This is a genomic window from Streptomyces sp. PH10-H1, from assembly GCF_030063355.1.
Taxonomy (GTDB): Bacteria; Actinomycetota; Actinomycetes; order Streptomycetales; family Streptomycetaceae; genus Actinacidiphila.
The window spans coordinates 38,664-59,023 of record NZ_JASISZ010000046.1; the positions used below are offsets into that span (position 1 = coordinate 38,664).

Annotated in this window: 16 protein-coding genes, 1 pseudogene and 1 riboswitch; of the genes and pseudogenes, 9 read left to right on the top strand and 8 right to left on the bottom strand. The window is 72.2% G+C overall.

Annotated features, from left to right (window positions below; translation table 11 throughout):
- Positions 1 to 111 precede the first annotated feature (111 nt).
- A complete protein-coding gene (locus tag QMK24_RS25375; protein WP_283469086.1) occupies positions 112 to 279 on the bottom strand; it encodes a hypothetical protein in 168 nt (55 codons plus the stop codon).
- A 527-nt stretch (positions 280 to 806) separates the two neighbouring features.
- On the opposite strand from QMK24_RS25375, the pseudogene QMK24_RS25380 reads away from it, so the two are divergent.
- The 5 genes and pseudogenes from QMK24_RS25380 to QMK24_RS25400 all read left to right on the top strand — a co-directional run.
- Positions 807 to 1,136 (top strand): annotated as a pseudogene (locus tag QMK24_RS25380) (SulP family inorganic anion transporter); the annotation flags it as partial.
- Positions 1,137 to 1,540: 404 nt separating this feature from the next.
- Positions 1,541 to 1,903 (top strand): ArsR/SmtB family transcription factor, encoded by a 363-nt coding sequence (locus QMK24_RS25385; protein ID WP_283469087.1) that lies wholly within the window; start codon positions 1,541 to 1,543, stop codon positions 1,901 to 1,903.
- A gap of 250 nt (positions 1,904 to 2,153) precedes the next feature.
- Positions 2,154 to 3,368 (top strand): globin domain-containing protein, encoded by a 1,215-nt coding sequence (locus tag QMK24_RS25390; protein ID WP_283469088.1) that lies wholly within the window; start codon positions 2,154 to 2,156, stop codon positions 3,366 to 3,368.
- Positions 3,369 to 3,473: 105 nt separating this feature from the next.
- Positions 3,474 to 4,427 carry an ABC transporter ATP-binding protein gene (locus tag QMK24_RS25395; protein WP_283469089.1) on the top strand — a complete coding sequence of 318 codons (954 nt, stop codon included), beginning with the start codon at positions 3,474 to 3,476 and terminating at the stop codon, positions 4,425 to 4,427.
- Positions 4,424 to 5,245 carry an ABC transporter permease subunit gene (locus QMK24_RS25400; protein ID WP_283469090.1) on the top strand — a complete coding sequence of 274 codons (822 nt, stop codon included), beginning with the start codon at positions 4,424 to 4,426 and terminating at the stop codon, positions 5,243 to 5,245. Before QMK24_RS25395 ends, QMK24_RS25400 begins: the two co-directional genes overlap by 4 nt.
- 31 nt (positions 5,246 to 5,276) lie before the next feature.
- Here the strand turns inward: QMK24_RS25400 and QMK24_RS25405 are convergent, their stop codons facing one another.
- The 3 genes from QMK24_RS25405 to QMK24_RS25415 form a co-directional block, all read right to left on the bottom strand.
- Positions 5,277 to 5,690, bottom strand: coding sequence for a hypothetical protein (locus QMK24_RS25405; RefSeq protein WP_283469091.1), 414 nt, complete (start codon positions 5,688 to 5,690; stop codon positions 5,277 to 5,279).
- Between the two features lie 356 nt (positions 5,691 to 6,046).
- The gene (locus tag QMK24_RS25410) at positions 6,047 to 7,495 is read right to left on the bottom strand and encodes a serine/threonine-protein kinase (RefSeq protein WP_283469092.1); all 1,449 of its coding nucleotides are present in this window, start codon (positions 7,493 to 7,495) and stop codon (positions 6,047 to 6,049) included.
- Positions 7,492 to 8,292, bottom strand: coding sequence for a serine/threonine protein kinase (locus QMK24_RS25415; RefSeq protein WP_502962540.1), 801 nt, complete (start codon positions 8,290 to 8,292; stop codon positions 7,492 to 7,494). Before QMK24_RS25415 ends, QMK24_RS25410 begins: the two co-directional genes overlap by 4 nt.
- A 463-nt stretch (positions 8,293 to 8,755) precedes the next feature.
- Between QMK24_RS25415 and cbiE the strand changes: the two genes are divergently transcribed.
- Both cbiE and cobM read left to right on the top strand, forming a co-directional pair.
- Positions 8,756 to 9,985, top strand: a complete 1,230-nt coding sequence (cbiE, locus tag QMK24_RS25420) for a precorrin-6y C5,15-methyltransferase (decarboxylating) subunit CbiE (RefSeq protein WP_283469094.1) — start codon at positions 8,756 to 8,758, stop codon at positions 9,983 to 9,985.
- On the top strand, positions 9,982 to 10,731 hold the full coding sequence (cobM, locus tag QMK24_RS25425; protein WP_283469095.1) for a precorrin-4 C(11)-methyltransferase: 750 nt from the start codon (positions 9,982 to 9,984) through the stop codon (positions 10,729 to 10,731). Before cbiE ends, cobM begins: the two co-directional genes overlap by 4 nt.
- A gap of 92 nt (positions 10,732 to 10,823) precedes the next feature.
- On the opposite strand, the gene QMK24_RS25430 is transcribed toward cobM, so the two are convergent.
- Complete coding sequence (locus QMK24_RS25430) at positions 10,824 to 11,969, bottom strand: cobalt-precorrin-5B (C(1))-methyltransferase (RefSeq protein ID WP_283469096.1); 1,146 nt, start codon at positions 11,967 to 11,969, stop codon at positions 10,824 to 10,826.
- Positions 11,970 to 11,980: 11 nt separating this feature from the next.
- Here QMK24_RS25430 and QMK24_RS25435 point away from each other — a divergent pair, with 11 nt between their 5' ends.
- Positions 11,981 to 12,736, top strand: a complete 756-nt coding sequence (locus tag QMK24_RS25435) for a cobalt-precorrin-6A reductase (RefSeq protein WP_283469097.1) — start codon at positions 11,981 to 11,983, stop codon at positions 12,734 to 12,736.
- Positions 12,737 to 12,776: 40 nt separating this feature from the next.
- Here the strand turns inward: QMK24_RS25435 and QMK24_RS25440 are convergent, their stop codons facing one another.
- The 3 genes from QMK24_RS25440 to cobG are packed head-to-tail and all read right to left on the bottom strand — an operon-like array spanning position 12,777 to position 16,292.
- Positions 12,777 to 14,291, bottom strand: coding sequence for a precorrin-2 C(20)-methyltransferase (locus tag QMK24_RS25440; protein ID WP_283469098.1), 1,515 nt, complete (start codon positions 14,289 to 14,291; stop codon positions 12,777 to 12,779).
- 8 nt (positions 14,292 to 14,299) lie between these two features.
- A complete protein-coding gene (locus QMK24_RS25445; protein WP_283469099.1) occupies positions 14,300 to 14,941 on the bottom strand; it encodes a precorrin-8X methylmutase in 642 nt (213 codons plus the stop codon).
- 4 nt (positions 14,942 to 14,945) lie between these two features.
- Entirely contained in the window at positions 14,946 to 16,292 is a 1,347-nt protein-coding gene (gene cobG, locus QMK24_RS25450) for a precorrin-3B synthase (protein ID WP_283469109.1), read from the bottom strand.
- 102 nt (positions 16,293 to 16,394) lie between these two features.
- Positions 16,395 to 16,469: riboswitch (cobalamin riboswitch) on the top strand.
- Positions 16,470 to 16,523: 54 nt separating this feature from the next.
- On the opposite strand from cobG, the gene cobN reads away from it, so the two are divergent.
- Complete coding sequence (cobN, locus tag QMK24_RS25455) at positions 16,524 to 20,132, top strand: cobaltochelatase subunit CobN (RefSeq protein ID WP_283469100.1); 3,609 nt, start codon at positions 16,524 to 16,526, stop codon at positions 20,130 to 20,132.
- Positions 20,133 to 20,360: the final 228 nt, after the last annotated feature.

Genomic DNA, 20,360 nt, shown 5'->3' on the forward strand with positions numbered 1-20,360 from the left:
AGCGAGGGGAGGTGCTTCCGTTCCCGCGCAGGGGTGGCGCCGATCGCTGCGGCGTGGGGGCCCCCCCCCCCCGGGCCGGGCGGGCCCACGTGCTGCTGCTGCCCGGCCGCCTCAGGACGAGTCCAGCAGGGATATCCGCATCGCCTCGATCAGCTTGTCGCGGCGCTCCGCAAAGGCCAGTCGGGCCTCATTGCTTGACGCGTCGTCGTTGCCGGCATCGGCGACGATGGTGTCCCGGTACGCGATCAACGAGGCCGCCACTTCGTGAGCCAGCTGCACCACTTCCGGCGATGCCGAGAGAGATGCGATTCCGTGCGGGAAAAAGGTCGGCGTTGAGTGCGGTCTGAGCCTCCCGCACACGCTCCTCCTGCGTCCCCTGCTCCACCATTCCGGAGCGCCAGATCTGCGCCCTGGCTTGTGATGCCGCCTCCAGAAAATCGGCATACACGGTCTGCAAGTTGTCGTGCCGGCGTTGCTTGACGTCTCGCCGCCACCGCGAACGATCCGCCACATGCGTCGCGTACTCCGCGATGGCTGCCCCGAGGGCGGCACTCAACGGTGCCGTCAAATCCATACGCAGCAGGTTACGGATCTCGCTCCCCCGGCACGCTCGAAACTGGAGCGCGGCCGTCACGTCATCGCCATGCCATTTGAGGTAATTGCATAAAATGGCAATTCGTTACATGATGTATCCGCTGTGTCCCCAGGCAGCAGGAAGCCGAGGCTGTCTCCAGGTGAGTGCTCTGCTGAACCGGCTCTGGACCCCGGTCCGTTCGCTGCTTCCGGTGCGCGCCGACTTCGCCGCGATGCGGCGGCAGCCACGGCGCGACCTGCTGGCCGGACTGACCGTGGCGATCGTGGCACTGCCCCTGGCCCTGGGGTTCGGGGTCTCCTCCGGGCTCGGGGCCGAGGCAGGTCTGGCGACCGCGGTGGTGGCCGGCGCGATGGCGGCGCTATTCGGCGGGTCGAATCTGCAGGTGTCGGGACCGACCGGGGCGATGACCGTGGTTCTGGTGCCGATAGTGGCTCGTTACGGACCTGGTGGGGTGCTCACCGTCGGGCTGATGGCCGGACTCATCCTGATCGTGCTGTCGGTGGCGCGGGCCGGGCGCTACATGAAGTACGTTCCCGGACCATCCCGATGGCGCCCGGTGCGGTTTACCGGGCTCGCGAGGCCGCAGAAGACGTGTACCGATCGGCATCGACCGGGCGCACCCGGTCATGGGTCCGGCGCTGCTCATCCTGAGCGAGCTGGGGCCTGTCCGGCGGATCATGAACGGCCCCTTCGCCGCCTGGCACGGCCCCTCGCGACGGACATGCGTGGCTCGAAGCCCCCGGGGACCCCCAGAGGCAGCCGTCATGTCGCCCGCTCCCCCGCGTAGCCGACCGCACATACTTGCTAATATTGGCAATGAGTAAGTTCCAGACCTCTCCTGGGGCCGGACCGCGACAGTGGCGAGGCGACCGTGCGCGCTCCGCAGCCGGGGTCCACCACCGACAGGCGCCGGGATCCGGCTCCGGAATTCTGGAGGCGGCCATCGTGCGTGCTCCGCTGTATCGACTGAAGGCCGACTTCTTCAAAACCCTCGGCCACCCGGTCCGTATCCGTGTGCTGGAACTCCTCAGCGAGCGGGAACACGCCGTGGCCGAAATGCTGCCCGAGGTCGGTGTCGAGGCGGCTCATCTCTCCCAGCAGCTCGCCGTCCTGCGCCGCGCCAACCTCGTGGTGACCCGCAAGGAAGGCTCGACCGTCTACTACCGTCTGACGAGCCCCGAGGTGGCCGATCTCCTCGCCGTCGCCCGCAGCATCCTCAGCGGCGTCCTGGCCGGCCAGGCGGAACTCCTCGAAGACCTCCGCGCCACCGCTACCTCCCTGTCGTCCTCACCCGCCGGACCCTCGTGACCGCCCTCGGGCGCACCGCGCCCGGCCCCGTACAGCGGTAGGGCCGGGGAGCGCCTCCGGCCGGGCCGTCCGGTCCCTTCCCGGTGAGGCTTCCGGGGCCGAAGTTCCCCGGTCGTGGGGCCGATCGGCCCCGACCCCGGCCGCCGGCCCATCTGTCCCCGGAATCTGGCATTCGGTCTGCTAGACACGGTGTGTCGCCATGCTGTGCGGCCCCCGTTCTGCTCTTCCTGCACCCTTCCCGGGAGGTTCCGTGCTGTCCGCCGAATCCACTGCCGTCGTCCGTGCCACTCTGCCCGTCGTGGCCGAAAACCTTGATGACATCGCCACCCGCTTCTACGCCACGATGTTCGGCGACCGCCCCGAACTCCTCGACGGAATGTTCAACCGCGGCAACCAGGCCAGCGGCGCCCAGCGCCGGGCACTGGCCGGCTCCATCGCCGCCTTCGCCAGTGCTCTGCTCGCCGACCCGGACACCCGGCCGGACGCCCTGCTGGCCAGGATCGCGCACAAGCACACCGCCGTCGGGGTGACCGAGGACCAGTACACGATCGTCCACAAGTACCTGTTCGGCGCCATGGCCGAGGTGCTCGGCGAAGCGGTCACTCCCGATGTGGTCGCCGCCTGGGACGAGGTCTACTGGCTGATGGCAGGCGCCCTCATCGCTCAGGAGGCCCGCCTCTATCAGGAGGCGCAGGTCGAGCCGGGCCGTACCTGGCGGCAGTGGACGGTCGTCGCGCGCCGCGAGGAGACCGCCGACACGGTGTCCTTCCTGCTGCGTCCCGCGGACGAAGCGCCCGCGCCACTGGCCCGCGCGGGCCAGTACGTGAGCGTGCGGGTACGGATGCCCGACGGTGTGCACCAGTTGCGCCAGTACAGCCTGTCCAGCGACCCCGACCGCGCGCTGCGCCGGATCACCGTCAAGCGGGTGACCGCCGGCGCCGCCTCCGCAGCCACCCCGGACGGCGAGGTCTCCACTCTCCTGCACGCCGGGGTCCGGCCCGGCGACCAGCTCACGCTTTCGGCACCCTTCGGCGATGTGGCGCTCTCCGACGCGGACACCCCGCTCCTCCTGGTGTCGGCCGGCATCGGCTGCACACCGATGGTGGGCATGCTCGAACACCTCGCGGCGACCGGCTCCAACCGTCCGGTGACGGTCCTGCACGCGGACCGCTCGCCCGCCGAGCACGCCCTGCGCACCGACGTACGCCAGTTGATCCGCCAATTGCCCGGGTCAGCCGCTGTCTTCTGGTACGAGCACCCCGGCGCGGAGGAATCCGACGCCCGGTGCGGCCTGATGGAAATCGACGGGCTGGACATCCCCACCGACGCCACCGTGTACCTGTGCGGCCCGCTGCCCTTCATGCGCGCCGTACGCGGGCAGCTGCTGCACGCCGGAATCCCCGCCAGGAACATCCACTACGAGGTCTTCGGCCCCGACCTGTGGCTGGCCGACGCCGCAGCCTAGGGAGAGCTACGGAGTCGGGGACGTCCGGGGCTGGCCCGGGACCGGGCACCGGCCGCACGCTGGAGGTACCGCAGATCCGCTGCGCACAGTGCCGGGAGGTATCGGATGGATCACGGCGAAGCAGCGATCGAGCTGACCGCGCTGACCAAGAGATACGGTCGCACGGTCGGCGTCGACCAGCTCGACATCACCGTCCAGCGCGGTGAGGTGTTCGGATTCCTCGGACCCAACGGCGCCGGGAAGACCACCGCCATCCGCTGTCTGATCGGGCTGCTGCGGCCCACCAGCGGACGCGTCCGGGTGCTGGGCCTTGATCCGGTCGCCGACCACCGCCGGCTCGCTCCCCAGCTGGGCTATCTCCCCGGCGAGCTGCGCCTGTATCCGGAGCTGACCGGGGCGCAGACCCTGCGCCTGCTCAGCGACCTGCAGGGTGCCCCGACGCCCCGGCGCGGCGAGCTCTGCGACCGGCTGGGACTGTCGTCGGCGGATCTGGTCCGGCCGGTGAGCCAGTACTCACGTGGCATGAAGCAGAAGCTCGGCCTGGTCCAGGCACTCCAGCACGACCCGAAGCTGGTGGTACTCGACGAGCCCACCGAAGGGCTCGACCCGCTCGTCCAGGAGACCTTCTTCACTCTGCTGGAGGAGGCCACGGCCGCCGGAGTGACCGTGCTGCTGTCCAGCCACATCCTGCCCGAGGCGCAGCGGGCCTGCGGGCGGGTGGCCATCGTGCGGGCCGGACGGCTGGTCACCGTCCGGTCCGTTACGGCGCTGCGCGAGGCGCGGGCCCGCCGGGTCCGGCTCGTCCTCGCCGACGGGTCCGCAGCGCGCGGCCTCGGAGCGGCCGACCGGTGGTCGCCTGCCTGGCAGGGCAATACCGTCCGGCTGTTCATCCCGCCGGACGAGCTGGTGGCGGCACTGCGTGAGCTGCTGGCGACGCTGCCGGTCGCCGACCTCACGGTGGAGGAAGCCGGCCTGGACGAGGCGTTCCTGGACCTGTACCGCACCCCGGAGCCCAGTCGCGGGCCGGGCCCCGGGCCGAAGGCGGAGGCCACACCGTGAGAACCGGTCGATTCCCCCTGTTCTGGCTGTCCCTGCGCCGGCGGCGGCGCATGCTGGCGTTCCTCGCGGTCGGCATCGCGGTGTTCGAGACGCTCATCGTGGTGATCGCCAGGACCGTACCGCCCACGCAGTTGTTCGCCGGCGGCGCGAACCCGCCGGGCGCCTTCAAGGCGTTCTCCGGATCGACCGGGGACGTGACCATCGCCAGTTATCCGGGGCTGCTGGGGGCAGGACTGGTGCACCCGTTCTGGATCGCCATGATGCTCACCGCCATCGGCTCGCTGGCCGCAGCCGCGGTCGCGGCCGACGTGGAGTCCGGCACCATCGAACTGCTGATGGTCCGTCCGGTGACCCGCATCCGGCTGCTCGCCGAACGCACCGCCGCCCTGCTGGCCGTGGTGGTGCTGCTCAACGCCGCCGCCACGCTCGCCATGGCCGCCGGCATCGCGCTGTCCCCGACCCTGCATCAGGCCGTGTCACTGCGCGGCGTGTTCGCCGCCGGACTGATGGGCATCGGTTTCACGGTGTGCCTGACCGGACCGGCCCTGGCCGTCTCCGCCGCCGGCCGGCGGCGGGCCCAGGTGATCGGGGCGACCATCGCCTTCGGCGCCGTCGGGTTCGCGGTCAACTTCGTCGCCATGGCCTGGAGCAGAGCCGCTCCGCTGCGGTTCCTCAGCCCGTTCCACTACTACGCCCCCGGCGATGCCCTCGCCCACGGCACCCTCGCCTGGGGCTCGCTCGCGGTACTGCTGGCCGTCGGCGTCGCGGGCATCGGCGCCGCCGTCCCCCTCCTGGCCCGCCGCGACCTCGCCCCCTGACACGTCGGCCGACCGGCCCGCACCGGCGCCATCACACCCGACGGGGCCGCAGCCCATGAGACTGCGGCCCCGTCACCGTCACCGCGGTCGCGGTCGCGGTCGTGCGGGCTAGAGCACCCGGGCCGACAGCGGTACTTCCGCCAGACGGCCGATCGCCGCCCAGGTCGGGGAGGTAGGACCAGGCGTCGTTGGTGGTGCCTTCGACGGTGATCGACTGGGCGTGCGTCTGGCAGGAGTTGATGACGCTGGTACGTCCGGGGATCGTCCGGACCACGGACGCACCGGTGTTCGGCAGGGAGCGGACGTTCAGGGAGTCACCCCAGGTGGCATGCGCGATGCCGTTGGTTCCGCCCCCGCCGGGGGCGCCCGGGTCGTCCGCCTTCGGCGCCATGCGCAGCGCACCGGCGTAGTCGTTGTTCGCACCCATCCGGAAGTCCGAGACCATGACGTGAGTGTCGGGCTCCTTGGCCTCCACCATCTTCGCGCCGCCGAGATAGATCGCGACATGATGGATGGCGCCGGGCCGGCCCCGGGCCGGTGACCCTACAACCTTGTAGGTTCCGCTCCCATCGCGGGATCGGTAGAAAGATCGGTGGAAAGGGGCAGGCCAAAGAGCGCGCGTTGCCGGGCGCGCAGGGCCATCCGCCGGTTCGCGTACGCACGGCGAACTCCCCGGTGCCGTACAGGGGTCGGCACCGGGGAAGGGCAGTCGGCCGCGCCGCCCACCGCCATGGTCCGATCGGCGGGATGCCGGTGCAGAAAGGCGGCGCGGGATGTCGGTGCGAGCAGTGTGGGACTTCCCTAGGGAAGTGCGGAGGCCGCGCAGACCGGAACAGCCGGCCTGTCATGGGTGCGCACGGACGGGAGCCACGCGTGGGTGCCGGGAACGCCGGGGAGTTGGACCCGATACCACACGGGAGTACCGATGTTGGTCTCGTCCGCCACACGGTCGCCGTCGTTGACGACGCAGTCGGCCGTCAGTGCGTCGCCGTGCCAGACCCGGTTCTCCATGAAGACGTTGCGCGCCTCGTACTTCTTGTGCGGGTCACGGGCGAGGCCGAGACTGCACGCGGGAAGCCGTTCGGTCTGGTCCTTGCAGGCGCCGTCGATGTTGAAGACCCGCACCCGCGTGGGGTCGGCGGAGGCGGAGGGCCGGGTGGAGTCCTTGGAATCCGCGTCGCTCGACGGAGCCAGGACCGCCGATGCCCATGGCAGACTCCCCGCCGACCAGGCCAGCGCCGCTGCGGTGCCGCCGGCCCCCAGCAACGCGGCCGCGGCCACGACCGCGCTCCGGCGGATACGCCGACGGCTGCGAGGCGGCCCGGCCTGCGCGGCGGCGGCCCTGATCCGGGGCAGCAGTGTGGCCATGGTGTGGGCCGCGCGGGCGGTCGGATCCGCGGTGAGGCAGTCGCTGATCACCGAATGCCAGACCGCGGGCAGCTCCGGTGCCAGGCGCAGCCGCGCGCGGCCGGCCCCGTATTCGTGCATGGCGGCGGCACGCGCTCCGGAGGTCGCGCCGGGGAACGGCAGCGATCCGCCGGTAAGCACCTGGTGCGCGGTGACGCCCAGGGCCCACACGTCAAGGCTGGGACGCGTCGCCACGCCGCGTTCACTCAGCAGCTCGCGTGACCGCTCCGGGGGCAGGTAGTCGGGCGATCCCATCGGCGGGGCATACCCGTGGGTGCCCTCGACCTGGGCGGCGAGGCCGAAGTCGGCGAGCCGGACGGCGCCGTCCGCCATGAGAAGGACATTGCCCGGCTTGAGGTCGCCGTGGACCCAGCCGGCAGTGTGCAGATAGTCCAGCGCCTCGCAGATCTGGGCCAACAGGGCCCCGGCGTCCGGCATTCGGGAGACGGGCGCCTCTCCTTGCGCGTCGGTCGATGCCGATGTGTCCGGCGTATTCATGAAGTCCAGCAGGCTGCGGCTCGCTCGCTCCATGATCAGCACCACCGCCCCGTCGAGCGCGGGGAGTGCGGAGTCGCTGATGACGGTGGTTCCGAGTACTCGGATGAGGTGGGGATGGGAGGCGGCCCGGCTGAAGGCGACCTCCCGCTCCGCGGTCTCGGCCAGCAACCGGGCCTGGCGGGGCGCGAGTCCGGCGGTGGAGAAGAACTTCAGGGCGACGTCCGCGGGCTGGTCCGACCCGGGCCGGCCGTACCGGCGAGCGGCGTAGACGATGCCCCAGCTTCCCTCCCCGATGCGTTCGGTGACTTCCCAGCCCTCTACGCGGTAGCCCGCGGGGACGGTCATCGTCCCGCACCGGTCGGAACCGTGGCGACCGTCGGCGCCGGCTCCGGGTTGCCGCCCAGGCCGCTGTACGGGCCGGGAAGCAGCGCGAGATGCTCCTCGCGCACCAGGCCGAACCGCAGCGCGAGGGACACCACGGACTCCCGCTTCCACTCCAGCCGCTGCCCGCCGCTGCCCGCCGGCTTGATCCGCAACTTGTTGCGGGCCAGATAGTCGACGTGGAAACTGACCGCCTGCCCGGTCAGTTCACGGGCGTCGGGATGGCCCCGCAGGCGCTCCACCACCTGGGGTGTCGTGGGAATGGCCGCCACTGACAGATCGCGCAGCCGGGGCTCGCACAGGGCCACCAGGACGAGGAAGTAGGTGGCCGACTCGTCGAGCGAGAACGCCGCCACCGTGTCCGAGCCGGAACGCTCGGCCGACCGGCCCGCCTCGCAGTACGTGTGGGCCGGCGCGAAGACCTGAAACCCGGCACCGGGTCCCTTTGCCGGCAGTACGACCCGGGCGAATTCAAACGGTATCGGGGCACCGATGCGGCGCGGCGCCACCCGGATGTATTCGCCCGCGCCCTCGGGGTTCTCCACCAGATAGCTCGCGGTCCCGAAGTTGCTCAGCTGCCAATGATCGGCGGCGGCGCGGATCTCCCCCGCCAGCCGGGGCACCGCCGGGTCGGGCAGGGCGATCTCGACAGGACAGCCCGGCACGCCGCGGCCGAAACGCGCGGACTGCCCGGGCCCCAGCTCCCACGTCATCGGAGCCGCCTCCCCGGACGCCGGCACGCAAACGAGCAAAACCGACACGTAACCCCCCTTTGTCTCCCCCCGATCCTCCGGCGCGGACGCTGACGAGCGGATCGCGCTCGATGAGCATCCAGGCCGTCGGAGGCGGCGCTGAACATACCACTGGCGATGCAGGGGCAATCCGCACGATTTGGCGTGGGCCAAAGCCAGTCGGCCGGCGGTTGCGGCCGGAGGACCGCAGCGGGGCGCGACTGTGCTTTCGGAAGTGCGGCTCGCGCCCTGCCCGGCGCCGACCCGCCCTCCTGGCGACCCGCGCCTTCCCCGCGAAGGCACCGCTCAGCCGCCTGGCCGTGCCTCACCGGCCGCGTCGTCCGCGGTGTGCCGGAGGTCCCGGGGATCGCGGACGGGGTCCGGGTAACGGTCGCGGCGCGAACGGTCAGTAAAGTGCGCCTTCGAACGTTTCCGATCTACGAGGTATCTGGCTGTGACCCCCGCACCACGCTTGCCCCCCCTACCACCGGCCGTGACCGTCGTCGGGATCGGAGCCGACGGCTGGGGCGGTCTTGCCACGGCGGCGAAGGCGGCCCTGTGCGGCGCCGATGTCCTGGTCGGCGGCCCGCGCCAGCTGGACCTGCTGCCGGCGGAGTGCGCGGGCGAACGGGTCGTCTGGCCCTCCCCGCTGCGGCCTGCCGTGCCGGGCCTCCTCGCCGCGCACGCGGGGCGCCGGATCGCCGTGCTGGCCAGCGGCGACCCGATGTTCTACGGGATCGGACGGGCCCTCACCGAAGTGGTCGGCGAAGGCGCGCTGCGGGTGCTGCCGCATCCGTCGTCCGTCTCGTACGCCTGCGCGCGCGTGGGCTGGCCGGTGGAGGACACCGACGTCGTCACCCTCGTCGGCCGGCCCGCCGCGCGGCTGGTCGCGTCCCTGCACGAGGGACGCCGGCTGCTGGTGCTCAGCGCCGGCGCCGAAACCCCCGCCGAGGTCGCCGCCCTGCTGAACGAGCACGGCTTCGGACCGAGCAGGATGCGTGTGCTGGAGCAGCTCGGCGGCGAGCGGGAGAACACCGCTGAGGGCACCGCCGGCGCCTGGCCGCACCCGCCCGGTGATGCCCTGAACGTGATCGCGGTCGATTGCCACCGTGCCGACGGCGCTCTGCGACTGGGCGCCGTGCCCGGGCTGCCCGACGCGGCGTACGAACACGACGGCCAGCTCACCAAGCGCCATGTGCGCGCCGCCACGCTGGGCGCGCTCGCCCCCGCCCCCGGCGAACTGCTGTGGGACATCGGCGGCGGATCAGGCTCGATCGCCATCGAGTGGATGCGGACGCATCGCTCCTGCCGGGCCGTGACCGTCGAACGGGATCCCGTGCGGGCCCAGCGCATCGACCGCAACGCCGCCCGGCTCGGCGTCCCCGCGCTGCGCGTCGTCACCGGCGCGGCACCGGCCGTGCTGGCCGGTCTTCCCACGCCGGACGCGGTGTTCATCGGCGGCGGGCTGACCGTCCCCGGCCTGATGGAGGCGTGCTGGGACGCCCTGCCCGCCGGGGGACGGCTGGTCGCCAACACCGTGACGCTGGAGTCCGAGGCGCTGCTCGCCGACTGGTACCGCCGACACGGCGGCGACCTGGTGCGGCTCGCTGTCGCGCACGCCGTACCGGTCGGCGGATTCACCGGCTGGCGGCAGGCCATGCCGGTCACCCAGTGGATCGTTCAGAAGTATCCGTTCAACCCCCTTCCAGGAGACGACAGATGACCGTGTACTTCATCGGCGCCGGGCCCGGCGCCGCGGACCTGATCACGGTGCGCGGCGCCCGTACGCTCGCCGCCTGCCAGGTCTGCCTGTACGCGGGCAGCCTGGTGCCGCGCGAGCTGCTCGCCGAATGCCCGCCGGACGCCCGGCTGGTGGACACCGCACAGCTCAATCTGGACGAGATCACCGCTGAGTTGATACGCGCTCACACGGCGGGCCATGACGTGGCCCGGCTGCACTCCGGCGATCCGTCGGTCTTCAGCGCGGTCGCCGAGCAGATGCGCCGTCTGGACGCGGCCGGGGTGCCGTACGAGGTGGTGCCGGGCGTTCCCGCCTTCGCCGCCGCCGCGGCCGCCCTCAAGCGGGAGCTGACGGTCCCGACCGTCGGCCAGACCGTCATCCTCACCCGCGTCGCCAACCGGGCCACCGCGATGCCGGACGGCGAGGACCTGGCCACCCTCGGCCGCAGCGGCGCGCTGATCGTGCTGCACCTGGCCGCCCAGTATGTGGACCGGGTGGTGGAGGAACTGCTGCCGCACTACGGGGCGGACTGCCCGGCCGCCGTCGTGGCGATGGCCAGCCGCCCCGACGAGCTGATCCTGCGGGGCACGCTCGACGACATCGCCGGCCAGGTGAAGGAGGCGGGCATCATCCGCACCGCGGTCATCATGGTCGGCCGCACGCTGGCTGCGGAGCAGTTCGGCGACAGTCACCTGTACTCGGCGGAGCGCGACCGGCACGCCTGCTGACGGCGCGGCAGTCGGCATTGGGGCGCTGCGCGGGGCCTCACCCCACCCCGCCTCTTCCCGGAACCGGGGGCCGGCCCCCGGACCCCCACTCCTCAATCGCCGGAGCGGCGGAATTCAGCCCCTCCGGCGATTGAGGAGCGACCCACCACCGTGCCCGCGCGGTCGATGCACACGACGTCGACCGCGACGGGCGCGCCGCGCAGCACCGCCAGCGCCTCGTCACGGGCGGCCACCGCCACCAGGTCACCCAGCGGCACCCCGGCCGCCGCGCACAACTGAAGCGCGGCCAACCCCGTGTTGGCCTCCGCCACGTCGACGGCCAGTGCCTCGTCCGCCCCGCCCCTGCGGGCCAGGCCGGCGAGAAAGCCCTTGTCCACCTGGGAACGGGCGGAGTGGAGGTCGAGATGCCCGGCTGCCAGTTTCGAGAGTTTGGCGAAGCCACCGCAGATGGTGAGCCGGTCCACGGGATGGCGGCGTACGTATTTGAGGACCGCGCCCGCGAAGTCGCCCATGTCGAGGAGGGCGATCTCCGGCAGGTCGTACTCGGTGACGACGGTCCTCTCCGAGGTCGAACCGGTGCAGCCCGCCACATGCGTCAGCCCGGCCGCGCGTGCGACATCCACCCCGCGGCGGATCGAGTCGATCCACGCGGAGCAGGAGTACGGCACCACGATGCCGGTCGTCCCCAGAATGGACAGCCCGCCCAGGATGCCCAGCCGCGGATTCCAGGTGGAGCGGGCGATCTCCTCACCATGGTCGACGGAGACGGTGATCTCGGCGTCACCACTGGCCCCGTAGCGCTCGGCGACGCGTGCGATGTGGTCGCGCATCATCTGCCGCGGCACCGGGTTCACCGCGGGCTCACCGACGTCCAGCGGCAGTCCGGGGAGGGTGACGGTGCCGACGCCGGGCCCGGCCTTGAAGACCACACCAGAACCCGGCGACAGCCGCCGCACGGTCACGCGGACCAGGGCGCCATGGGTGACGTCCGGGTCGTCGCCCGCGTCCTTGACGATGCCCGCGGTGGCCCGCCCGTCGGCCAGCTCCTCGATGGCCAGAGCGAAGGACGGCGTCTGCCCCTTGGGCAGGGTGATCGTCACGGGGTCGGGGAACTCGCCGGTCAGCAGCGCCGTGTAGGCGGCGGTGGCGGACGCCGTCGCGCAGGCACCGGTGGTCCAGCCGGGCCTCAGCCCGGTGTGCTTGAGTTGGGCGTCGCGCCCGCCGCGCGCCTCAGCCATGGAAGGTCCCGATGCACGTACTGATACTCGGCGGCACGACCGAGTCCCGCCGTCTCGCCGAGTCCCTGCATCCCGCGGTCCGGGTCACCAGCTCGCTCGCCGGCCGGGTCGCCCGGCCGGTGCTGCCGCCCGGAGAGGTCCGGATCGGCGGCTTCGGAGGAGCCGTGGGGCTGGCGCAGTGGCTGTGCGAGCACGAGGTGGACGCGCTCATCGACGCCACCCATCCTTTCGCCGAGACGATCAGTTACAACGCGGCCGCGGCCGCCGCCACGGCCCATGTTCCCCTGCTCGCTCTGCGCAGGCCCGGCTGGGTGCCGGGAGCGGGCGACGACTGGCATGCGGCGTCCTCCCTGGCGGAGGCCGCGGGGATACTTCCGGCCCTGGGGCGGCGGGTCTTCCTGACCACCGGGCGGACGGGACTCGCCGCCTTCGCCGGCCTCGACGGCCTGTGGTTCCTCGTACGGTCCGTGGACGCCCCCGACGCACCGCGCCCGCCCCGCATGGAGACCCTGCTCGACCGCGGGCCCTTCACCCTCGAGGGCGAGCGCGAGCTGCTGCGCCGCCATCGCATCGACGTCGTGGTGACCAAGGACAGCGGAGGCGCGGCCACCGCCCCCAAACTCACGGCCGCCCGCGAGGCGGGCTTGCCGGTGCTGATCGTCCGCCGGCCGGCCGTCCCCGGAGAGGTGCCCGTGGTCCATGACACCGACGAGGCCGTCCGCTGGATCCGGGACCGCGCCGTGCCGGGCGGCAGTCTCAACGGGTGAGCCTGCCGCCCGGTGCGATTCGGTCCTGCCGCCCGGTGAATCAGTCCTCCGGATAGCGGCGCGGCGTCCAGACGATCTCCTCGCCGTCACCGCGCCGAATCGTGCGGGTCTGGGACGAGCCGACGATCAGGATCGTGCGCATGTCGACCTCGGCCGGGTCGAGGTCGGCCAGCCGCACGATACGTACGCTCTCCTCCGCTCCCCCGACGTCCCGGCCCAGCACCACAGGGGTGTCCGGCGCGCGGTGTTCGAGCAGCAGCTCGCGGGCCTTGCCGACCTGCCACGTCCGGCTGCGGGAGCCCGGGTTGTACAGCGCGAGCACCAGGTCGGCCGCCGCGGCGGCGCGCAGCCGCTCCGCGATGACCTCCCACGGCTTGAGGCGGTCGGAGAGCGAGATCGTGGCATAGTCGTGGCCCAGCGGGGCACCCACCCGGGCGGCGGCCGCGTTGGCGGCGGTCACCCCGGGCAGCACCCGCACCGGGACATCCTTGTACACGTCCTGAGCGGCGACCTCCAGAACAGCGGTGGCCATCGCGAACACACCGGGGTCGCCGCCGGACACCACCGCGACCCGCCGGCCGCGCCGCGCCAGATCCAGGGCGAACTCGGCGCGCTCCGACTCCACTTTGTTGTCGGAGCCGTGCCGGCGCTGGCCGGGGCGCTCGGGCACGCGGTTCAGATACGTGGTGTAGCCGACCAGGTCATCGGCGGCGGCCAGTGCTCCGCGCGTCTCGGGTGTGAGCCACAGTGGGCCTGCCGGGCCGGTCCCGACCACCACTACATCACCGTGCTCGCGCACCGCGGCGGGTGCCCCGATCCGGCTGGGCAGCACCGCCACGGAGAAGTACGGCACCGAATCCGCTTCCACCTCGGCCAGTTCGGCCGTGCGCTCGCCGGTCATCGTGGCGCGTTCGACGTAACGGGCCTCCGCGAGCCGTCCGGAGCGCTCGACCGCGCGGCGTACGGCGGGGAAGGTGCGGCCCAGCTTCATGACCACGGCCGAGTCCGTCGATGCCAGGCGCGCGGTCAGTTCCTCCTCCGGCAGGGTGCCCGGCAGGATCGTCAGCACTTCCTCGCCCTCGACGAGCGGGACGCCCAGACGGGCAGCCGCCGCGCTCACCGAGGTCACACCCGGGATCACCTCGGTCGGATATCGGTCGGCCAGCCGCTTGTGCATGTGCATGTACGAGCCGTAGAAGAGCGGGTCGCCCTCGGCGATCACCGCGACGGTGCGGCCGGCGTCCAGATGCGCGGCCAGCAGCGCGGCCGCATCGGCGTAGAACTCCTCCATCGCGCCCCGGTATCCGTCGGGGTGGTCGGTGGTCTCGGTGGTGACCGGGTAGACCAGCGCCTCCTCGATGTGGTCGGGGCGGATGTGCTTCGCGGCGATGGACCGGGCTATGGACCGGCCGTGCCGTGCGCTGTGGTAAGCGATCACATCGGCTTCGGCGATGATCTCCACCGCGCGCAGCGTCATCAGCGACGGGTCGCCGGGGCCGAGGCCGACTCCGTACAGCCGGCCGGTGCTGTGCTCGTCCAAACCCTGCTCGCTCATGCCCTTGCTCATTCTTCCTCGCTCGCGATGGCGTTGATCGCTGCCGCGGCGATGGCGCTGCCCCCGCGCCGTCCCCGTATCACCAGGTACTCCAGACCTGAGGCGTCCTCGACGAGCGCGTCCTTGGACTCGGCGGCACCGACGAAGCCGACCGGGACGCCGATGACCGCTGCCGGGCGCGGCGCGCCTTCCCTGATCATCTCCAGCAGCCGGAAGAGCGCGGTGGGCGCGTTGCCGACGGCCACCACCGCGCCCTCCATACGGTCGCGCCACAGCTCCAGCGCGGCGGCGCTGCGGGTGGTGCCGAGCTTCGCCGCGAGGTCGATCACCGACGGGTCGGACAGCGTGCACACCACCTCGTTGCCGGCGGGCAGCCGCTTGCGGGTCACTCCGCTGGCGACCATCGCGACATCGCACAGGAGGGGAGCGCCGGAGCGCAGCGCCTCGCGGGCGCGGGCCACCACGTCCGGGGTGTAGGCGAGGTCACGTACCAGGTCGACCATGCCGCAGGCGTGGATCATCCGGACCGCGACCTGGCTGACGTCGGCGGGGAGCCCCGCGAGGTCCGCCTCGGCACGGATGGTGGCAAAGGACTGACGGTAGATCGCCGCGCCGTCCTTCTCGTAGTCGAACACTGTGCACTCGCTCATTTCGTCACTGCGTCACGGTCGTTGTGCGCGCTGCCGCCACGGCGGCGGCGAACTCTGAGGGCACGGTCACGGCTGTGTGCAGCCGCTCCCCGCGCAGGGAGATGTCGTAGCCGTCGGTGGTCGCGACCACATCCACCCAGTCACCGTGCGGGTGACCGCAGCGTCGCTCGCAGCCGGACCAGTACACGGGAAGCCCGCCCCCGGTCCCGAGTGCCTGCGCCGCGTCGGCCCGCACATCGGCCAGGGATTTGGCGCAGCCCGGCTGTCCGATACAGGCCCCCACGCCGTGCCAGGGCGATTCGGGGCCGGTGATCAGCCCGGCCGCGGACAGCTCCGCGAGCCGCTCGGCGGCGCTGCCCGGGGTCAGTCCTGGCAGGACGACACCGCGCCAGGGCGTCAGCCGCAGGCCGCCGCTGCCGTCGTGCAGCGCCGTGTCCGTCAACAGCCGCCACTGTGCGGCGGTGAGCCGGCCCAGCGGCGCCATCGCGGACAGCGCCACGCGGCCGTCGGGCCCCGCCACGATGCCGGGCGCCGGCGGAAGGGCCACGGGACCGGGCGGTTCGGTCCGGCGCATGAGTCCGGCCCTGATGTCCCGGCCGGCGAGGTGTCGCAGGACATCGCGGACGAATACGTCCGGATCGCCGGGCAGCTCACGCACCCGCCACGCACCGCCGCCACCGCCGCCACTGCCGTCGGCCCCGGCGTCGCGGGCAGCCGTGAGGAAGACCTCGGCGGTCAGGAGCGCGGACCGGGCCGCGTCCTCGGCGGGAACACCGATCGCCTCACCGGCCGCGCCGATCCACAACAACGCGCGGGAGTCCGGCGCTGCGACCAAGGTCACATCGGCGCCCAGTGCCGCCACATCACCGCGGCCGTCGTCGAGCGCGAACAGGAAGCGCCCGGACAGCGCGGCCGCCGCTTCGCTTGCGCACAGCAGACCGTCCAGCCGGCGGACCCACGGTTGCACATCGGCGGTTCCCCGAAGGTCGAGTCCGGAGAGCGGGGAAGCGACGATGTTCCGCACCCGCTCATGCCGGGGCGAGGGCAGCAGCCCCGCCCCCGCGAGAGCGTCCGCGAGTTGCTGGCCGCAGCCCGCGTCCAGTCCGCGCAGCTGCACATTGCCGCGGGAGGTGAGATGCAGGGATCCGTCCCCCAGCCGCTCCGCGGCATCCGCCAGCAACTGGGCCTGGCGCGCGGTCAGCACGCCGGCGGGAATCCTGATCCGCGCGAGCGCGCCGTCGTCCGCCGCGTGCAGCCGCAGGCTGCCGGGGCATGCGTCACCGCGGTCACGCTGGGCAGACCCCTCCCGTCGCGGGAGTGGGGCGGAGGGCATGGGCATGGCGGCGAGCATACCGACCATCACACAAGACGTATGCCCCGCATCATCTCTACGGCCCTTACTATGCTCCTCGACGGGCCGACCGGCCCGTCAATGCCAGCGACGGCAACAGGGGAGGAAGCCCGGTGCGAATCCGGCGCGGTCCCGCCACTGTGAACCCGGCCACCGAGCCGGGCGAGTCAGGAACTCCCGCCGTCCGACACCGCCCGGGGCGCGGACACCCCGAGGAAGGCCAGACGCCGCATGCATCTGCTCCTGTCGACGTCCGACACCGACCTGCTCAGCGCCCGTGCTGCGAGCGGCCCGGTGGCGTACCGATTCGCCAATCCCGCCCGCCTCGAACTCGCCGAACTGCCTGCCCTCCTGGAGGGTGTCGACCTGGTCGTCGTACGCCTCCTGGGCGGTATCCGAGCCTGGCAGGAGGGCCTGGACCTGCTGCTGGCGGACGGCCGCCCGGTCGTCGTCCTCACCGGTGAACAGGCCCCCGACGCACAGCTGATGGAAGCGTCGACCGTCCCGATGGGCATCGCCGCCGAAGCCCACGCCTACCTGGCGCACGGCGGCCCCGCCAACCTGGAGCAGCTCGCCCGCTTCCTCTCCGACACCGTGCTGCTCACCGGCCACGGCTTCGAACCACCTGCGCCCGCCCCCGCCTGGGGCCCGCTGGAACGCACCGAGCAGGACCGCGCGCGAGTCAACGGCGGTCCGACGATCGCGGTGCTCTACTACCGCGCCCACCACATGAGCGGCAACACCGCCTTCGTCGACGCCCTGTGCCGGGCCGTCGAGGATGCGGGAGGCCGCGCGCTGCCGCTGTTCGTCGCCTCGCTGCGCGCCCCCGAGCCGGAGCTGATCGACGCGCTGCGCGCCGCCGACGCGATCGTGACCACCGTCCTGGCCGCAGGCGGCACCAAGCCCGCCGAGGCGTCCGCGGGCGGTGACGACGAGGCCTGGGACGCGGGCGCGCTCACCGGCCTGGACGTCCCGATCCTCCAGGCGCTGTGCCTCACCGGCTCGCGGGCGGCCTGGGAGGACAACGACGAGGGCGTCTCGCCGCTGGACGCGGCCAGCCAGATCGCGGTGCCGGAGTTCGACGGCCGGCTGATCACCGTGCCGTTCTCCTTCAAGGAGATCGACGAGGACGGCCTGCCGGCGTACGTCGCCGACCCCGAGCGGGCCGCCCGCGTCGCCGGAATCGCCGTACGCCACGCCCGCCTCCGGCACATCGCCCCCGCCGACAAACGCCTCGCCCTGGTCCTGTCCGCGTACCCGACCAAACACTCCCGGATCGGTAACGCCGTCGGCCTGGACACCCCCGCAAGCGCCATCGCCCTGCTCCGCCGACTCCAGGGCGAGGGCTACGACTTCGGCCCGGAGGAAGTCCCCGGCCTCGCCTCCGGGGACGGCGACGAGCTGATCCGCGCGCTGATCGAAGCGGGCGGCCATGACCAGGAGTGGCTCACCGAGGAGCAGCTCGCCCGTAACCCGGTCCGTATTCCGGCCGCCGACTACCGGCGCTGGTACGACACCCTCCCGGCCCGGCTGCGCGAGCGGGTCGAGGAGCACTGGGGGCCGGCCCCGGGAGAGATGTTCCTGGACCGCAGCCGCAACCCGGAGGGCGACATCGTCCTCGCCGCCCTGCGCCGCGGCAATCTGCTGATCCTCATCCAGCCGCCCCGCGGATTCGGCGAGAACCCGATCGCGATCTACCACGACCCCGACCTGCCGCCCTCGCACCACTACTTGGCCGCCTACCGCTGGATCTCCGCCGCCGCCTCGGACGGCGGGTTCGGCGCCGACGCCATGATCCACCTGGGCAAGCACGGCAACCTGGAATGGCTGCCCGGCAAGAACGCGGGCCTGTCCGCCGCGTGCGGTCCGGACGCGGCCCTCGGCGACCTGCCGCTCATCTACCCGTTCCTGGTGAACGACCCGGGTGAGGGAACGCAGGCCAAGCGCCGCGTCCACGCCACCCTCGTCGACCATCTGGTCCCGCCGATGGCCCGCGCCGACTCCTACGGCGACATCGCGCGCCTGGAGCAGCTCCTCGACGAGCACGCCCAGATCGCCTCGATGGACCCGGCGAAACTCCCCGCCATCCGCGCCCAGATCTGGACCCTCATCCAGGCCGCCAAACTCGACCACGACCTGGGTCTCGAGGACCGGCCGGACGACGAGGGCTTCGACGACCTCATCCTTCATGTCGACGGCTGGCTGTGCGAGGTCAAGGACGCCCAGATCCGCGACGGCCTGCACGTACTGGGTTCCCCTCCTGCAGGCCCCGACCGCGTCAACCTCGTCCTCGCCATCCTGCGCGCCCGTCAGATCTGGGGTGGCACGGCTTCGCTGCCGGGTCTGCGCGAGGCTCTCGGCCTCGACGAGTCCAGCGCCACGCGCACCACGGCCGACGCGGCCGAGGAGCAGGCGCGCGCCCTGGTCGAGGCCATGGAAGCGGCCGACTGGGCAGCGTCCGCAGTCCCGTCCATAGCCGCGGGCCACCCTCAACCGGTCGCCGACATTCTCGATTTCGCGGCCCGCGAGGTCATCCCGCGCCTCGCCGCCACCACCGACGAACTCACCCACGCACTCCACGCGCTGAACGGCGGCTTCGTTCCGGCCGGTCCGTCCGGTTCGCCGCTGCGCGGCCTGGTCAACGTCCTGCCGACCGGTCGTAACTTCTACTCGGTCGACCCCAAGGCCATTCCTTCCCGGCTCGCCTGGGAGACGGGCCAGTTGCTCGCCGACTCCCTCCTGGAGCGCTACCGCACCGACAACGGCGACTGGCCCACCTCCGTCGGCCTGTCCCTGTGGGGGACCAGCGCGATGCGCACCTCCGGCGACGATGTCGCCGAGGCGCTGGCCCTGCTCGGCATCCGCCCGGTCTGGGACGACGCCTCGCGCCGCGTCACCGGCCTGGAGCCGATCCCGCTCGCCCAGCTGGGCCGCCCCCGTGTCGATGTCACCCTGCGCATCTCCGGATTCTTCCGGGACGCCTTCCCGCACACCATCGGCCTGCTCGACGACGCGGTACGCCTCGCGGCCTCCCTCGACGAACCCGCGGACCAGAACTTCGTACGCGCCCACGTATCGGCCGATGTGGCCGAACACGGTGACGAACGCCGGGCCACCACCCGCATCTTCGGCTCCCGGCCCGGCACGTACGGAGCGGGAATCCTGCAGCTCATCGACAGCCGCAACTGGCGCACCGACGCCGACCTCGCCGAGGTCTACACGGTATGGGGCGGCTACGCGTACGGCCGGGAACTGGACGGACGACCGGCCCGGGCCGAGATGGAGACCGCGTACAAGCGGATCACCGTCGCCGCGAAGAACACCGATACCCGCGAGCACGACATCGCGGACTCCGACGACTACTTCCAGTACCACGGCGGCATGGTCGCCACCGTCCGCGCCCTGCGGGGCACCGCCCCCGAGGCGTACATCGGCGACTCCACCCGCCCCGAGACGGTCCGCACCCGCACCCTCGTCGAGGAGACCTCCCGCGTCTTCCGCGCCCGCGTGGTCAACCCCAAGTGGATCGAGGCGATGCGTCGCCACGGATACAAGGGCGCCTTCGAACTCGCCGCGACCGTCGACTACCTCTTCGGGTACGACGCCACCACGGGCGTGATCGCCGACTGGATGTACGACAAGCTGACCGAGACGTATGTGCTCGACCCGGTGAACCGGGAGTTCCTCCAGAAGGCCAACCCCTGGGCCCTCCACGGCATCGCGGAACGACTTCTGGAGGCCGAGTCGCGCGGGATGTGGGCCAAGCCCGACCCGGCGGTGCTCGACGCGCTGCGCCAGGTCTACCTGGAGACGGAAGGGAACCTGGAGGGCGACGCCTGACGTCTCGTCACGCGATCGCCGAGACCCCAGGACTCCACGAACCCACGAACCCACGAACCCAACCGTTCCCTTCGCCGACCGCGGCGGGGGAACGGGCAGGGGCGAGTGCCGGTTGGCCGGGACGGGTGGCCCGGTATCACGAACGGAGCGGCTTGCCGTCGCGTGTTCGCGCCGTCAGTGACGCGATGAAGCGCCGGATGCGCTCGCACGGGTCCGGCGCGTCCGGCC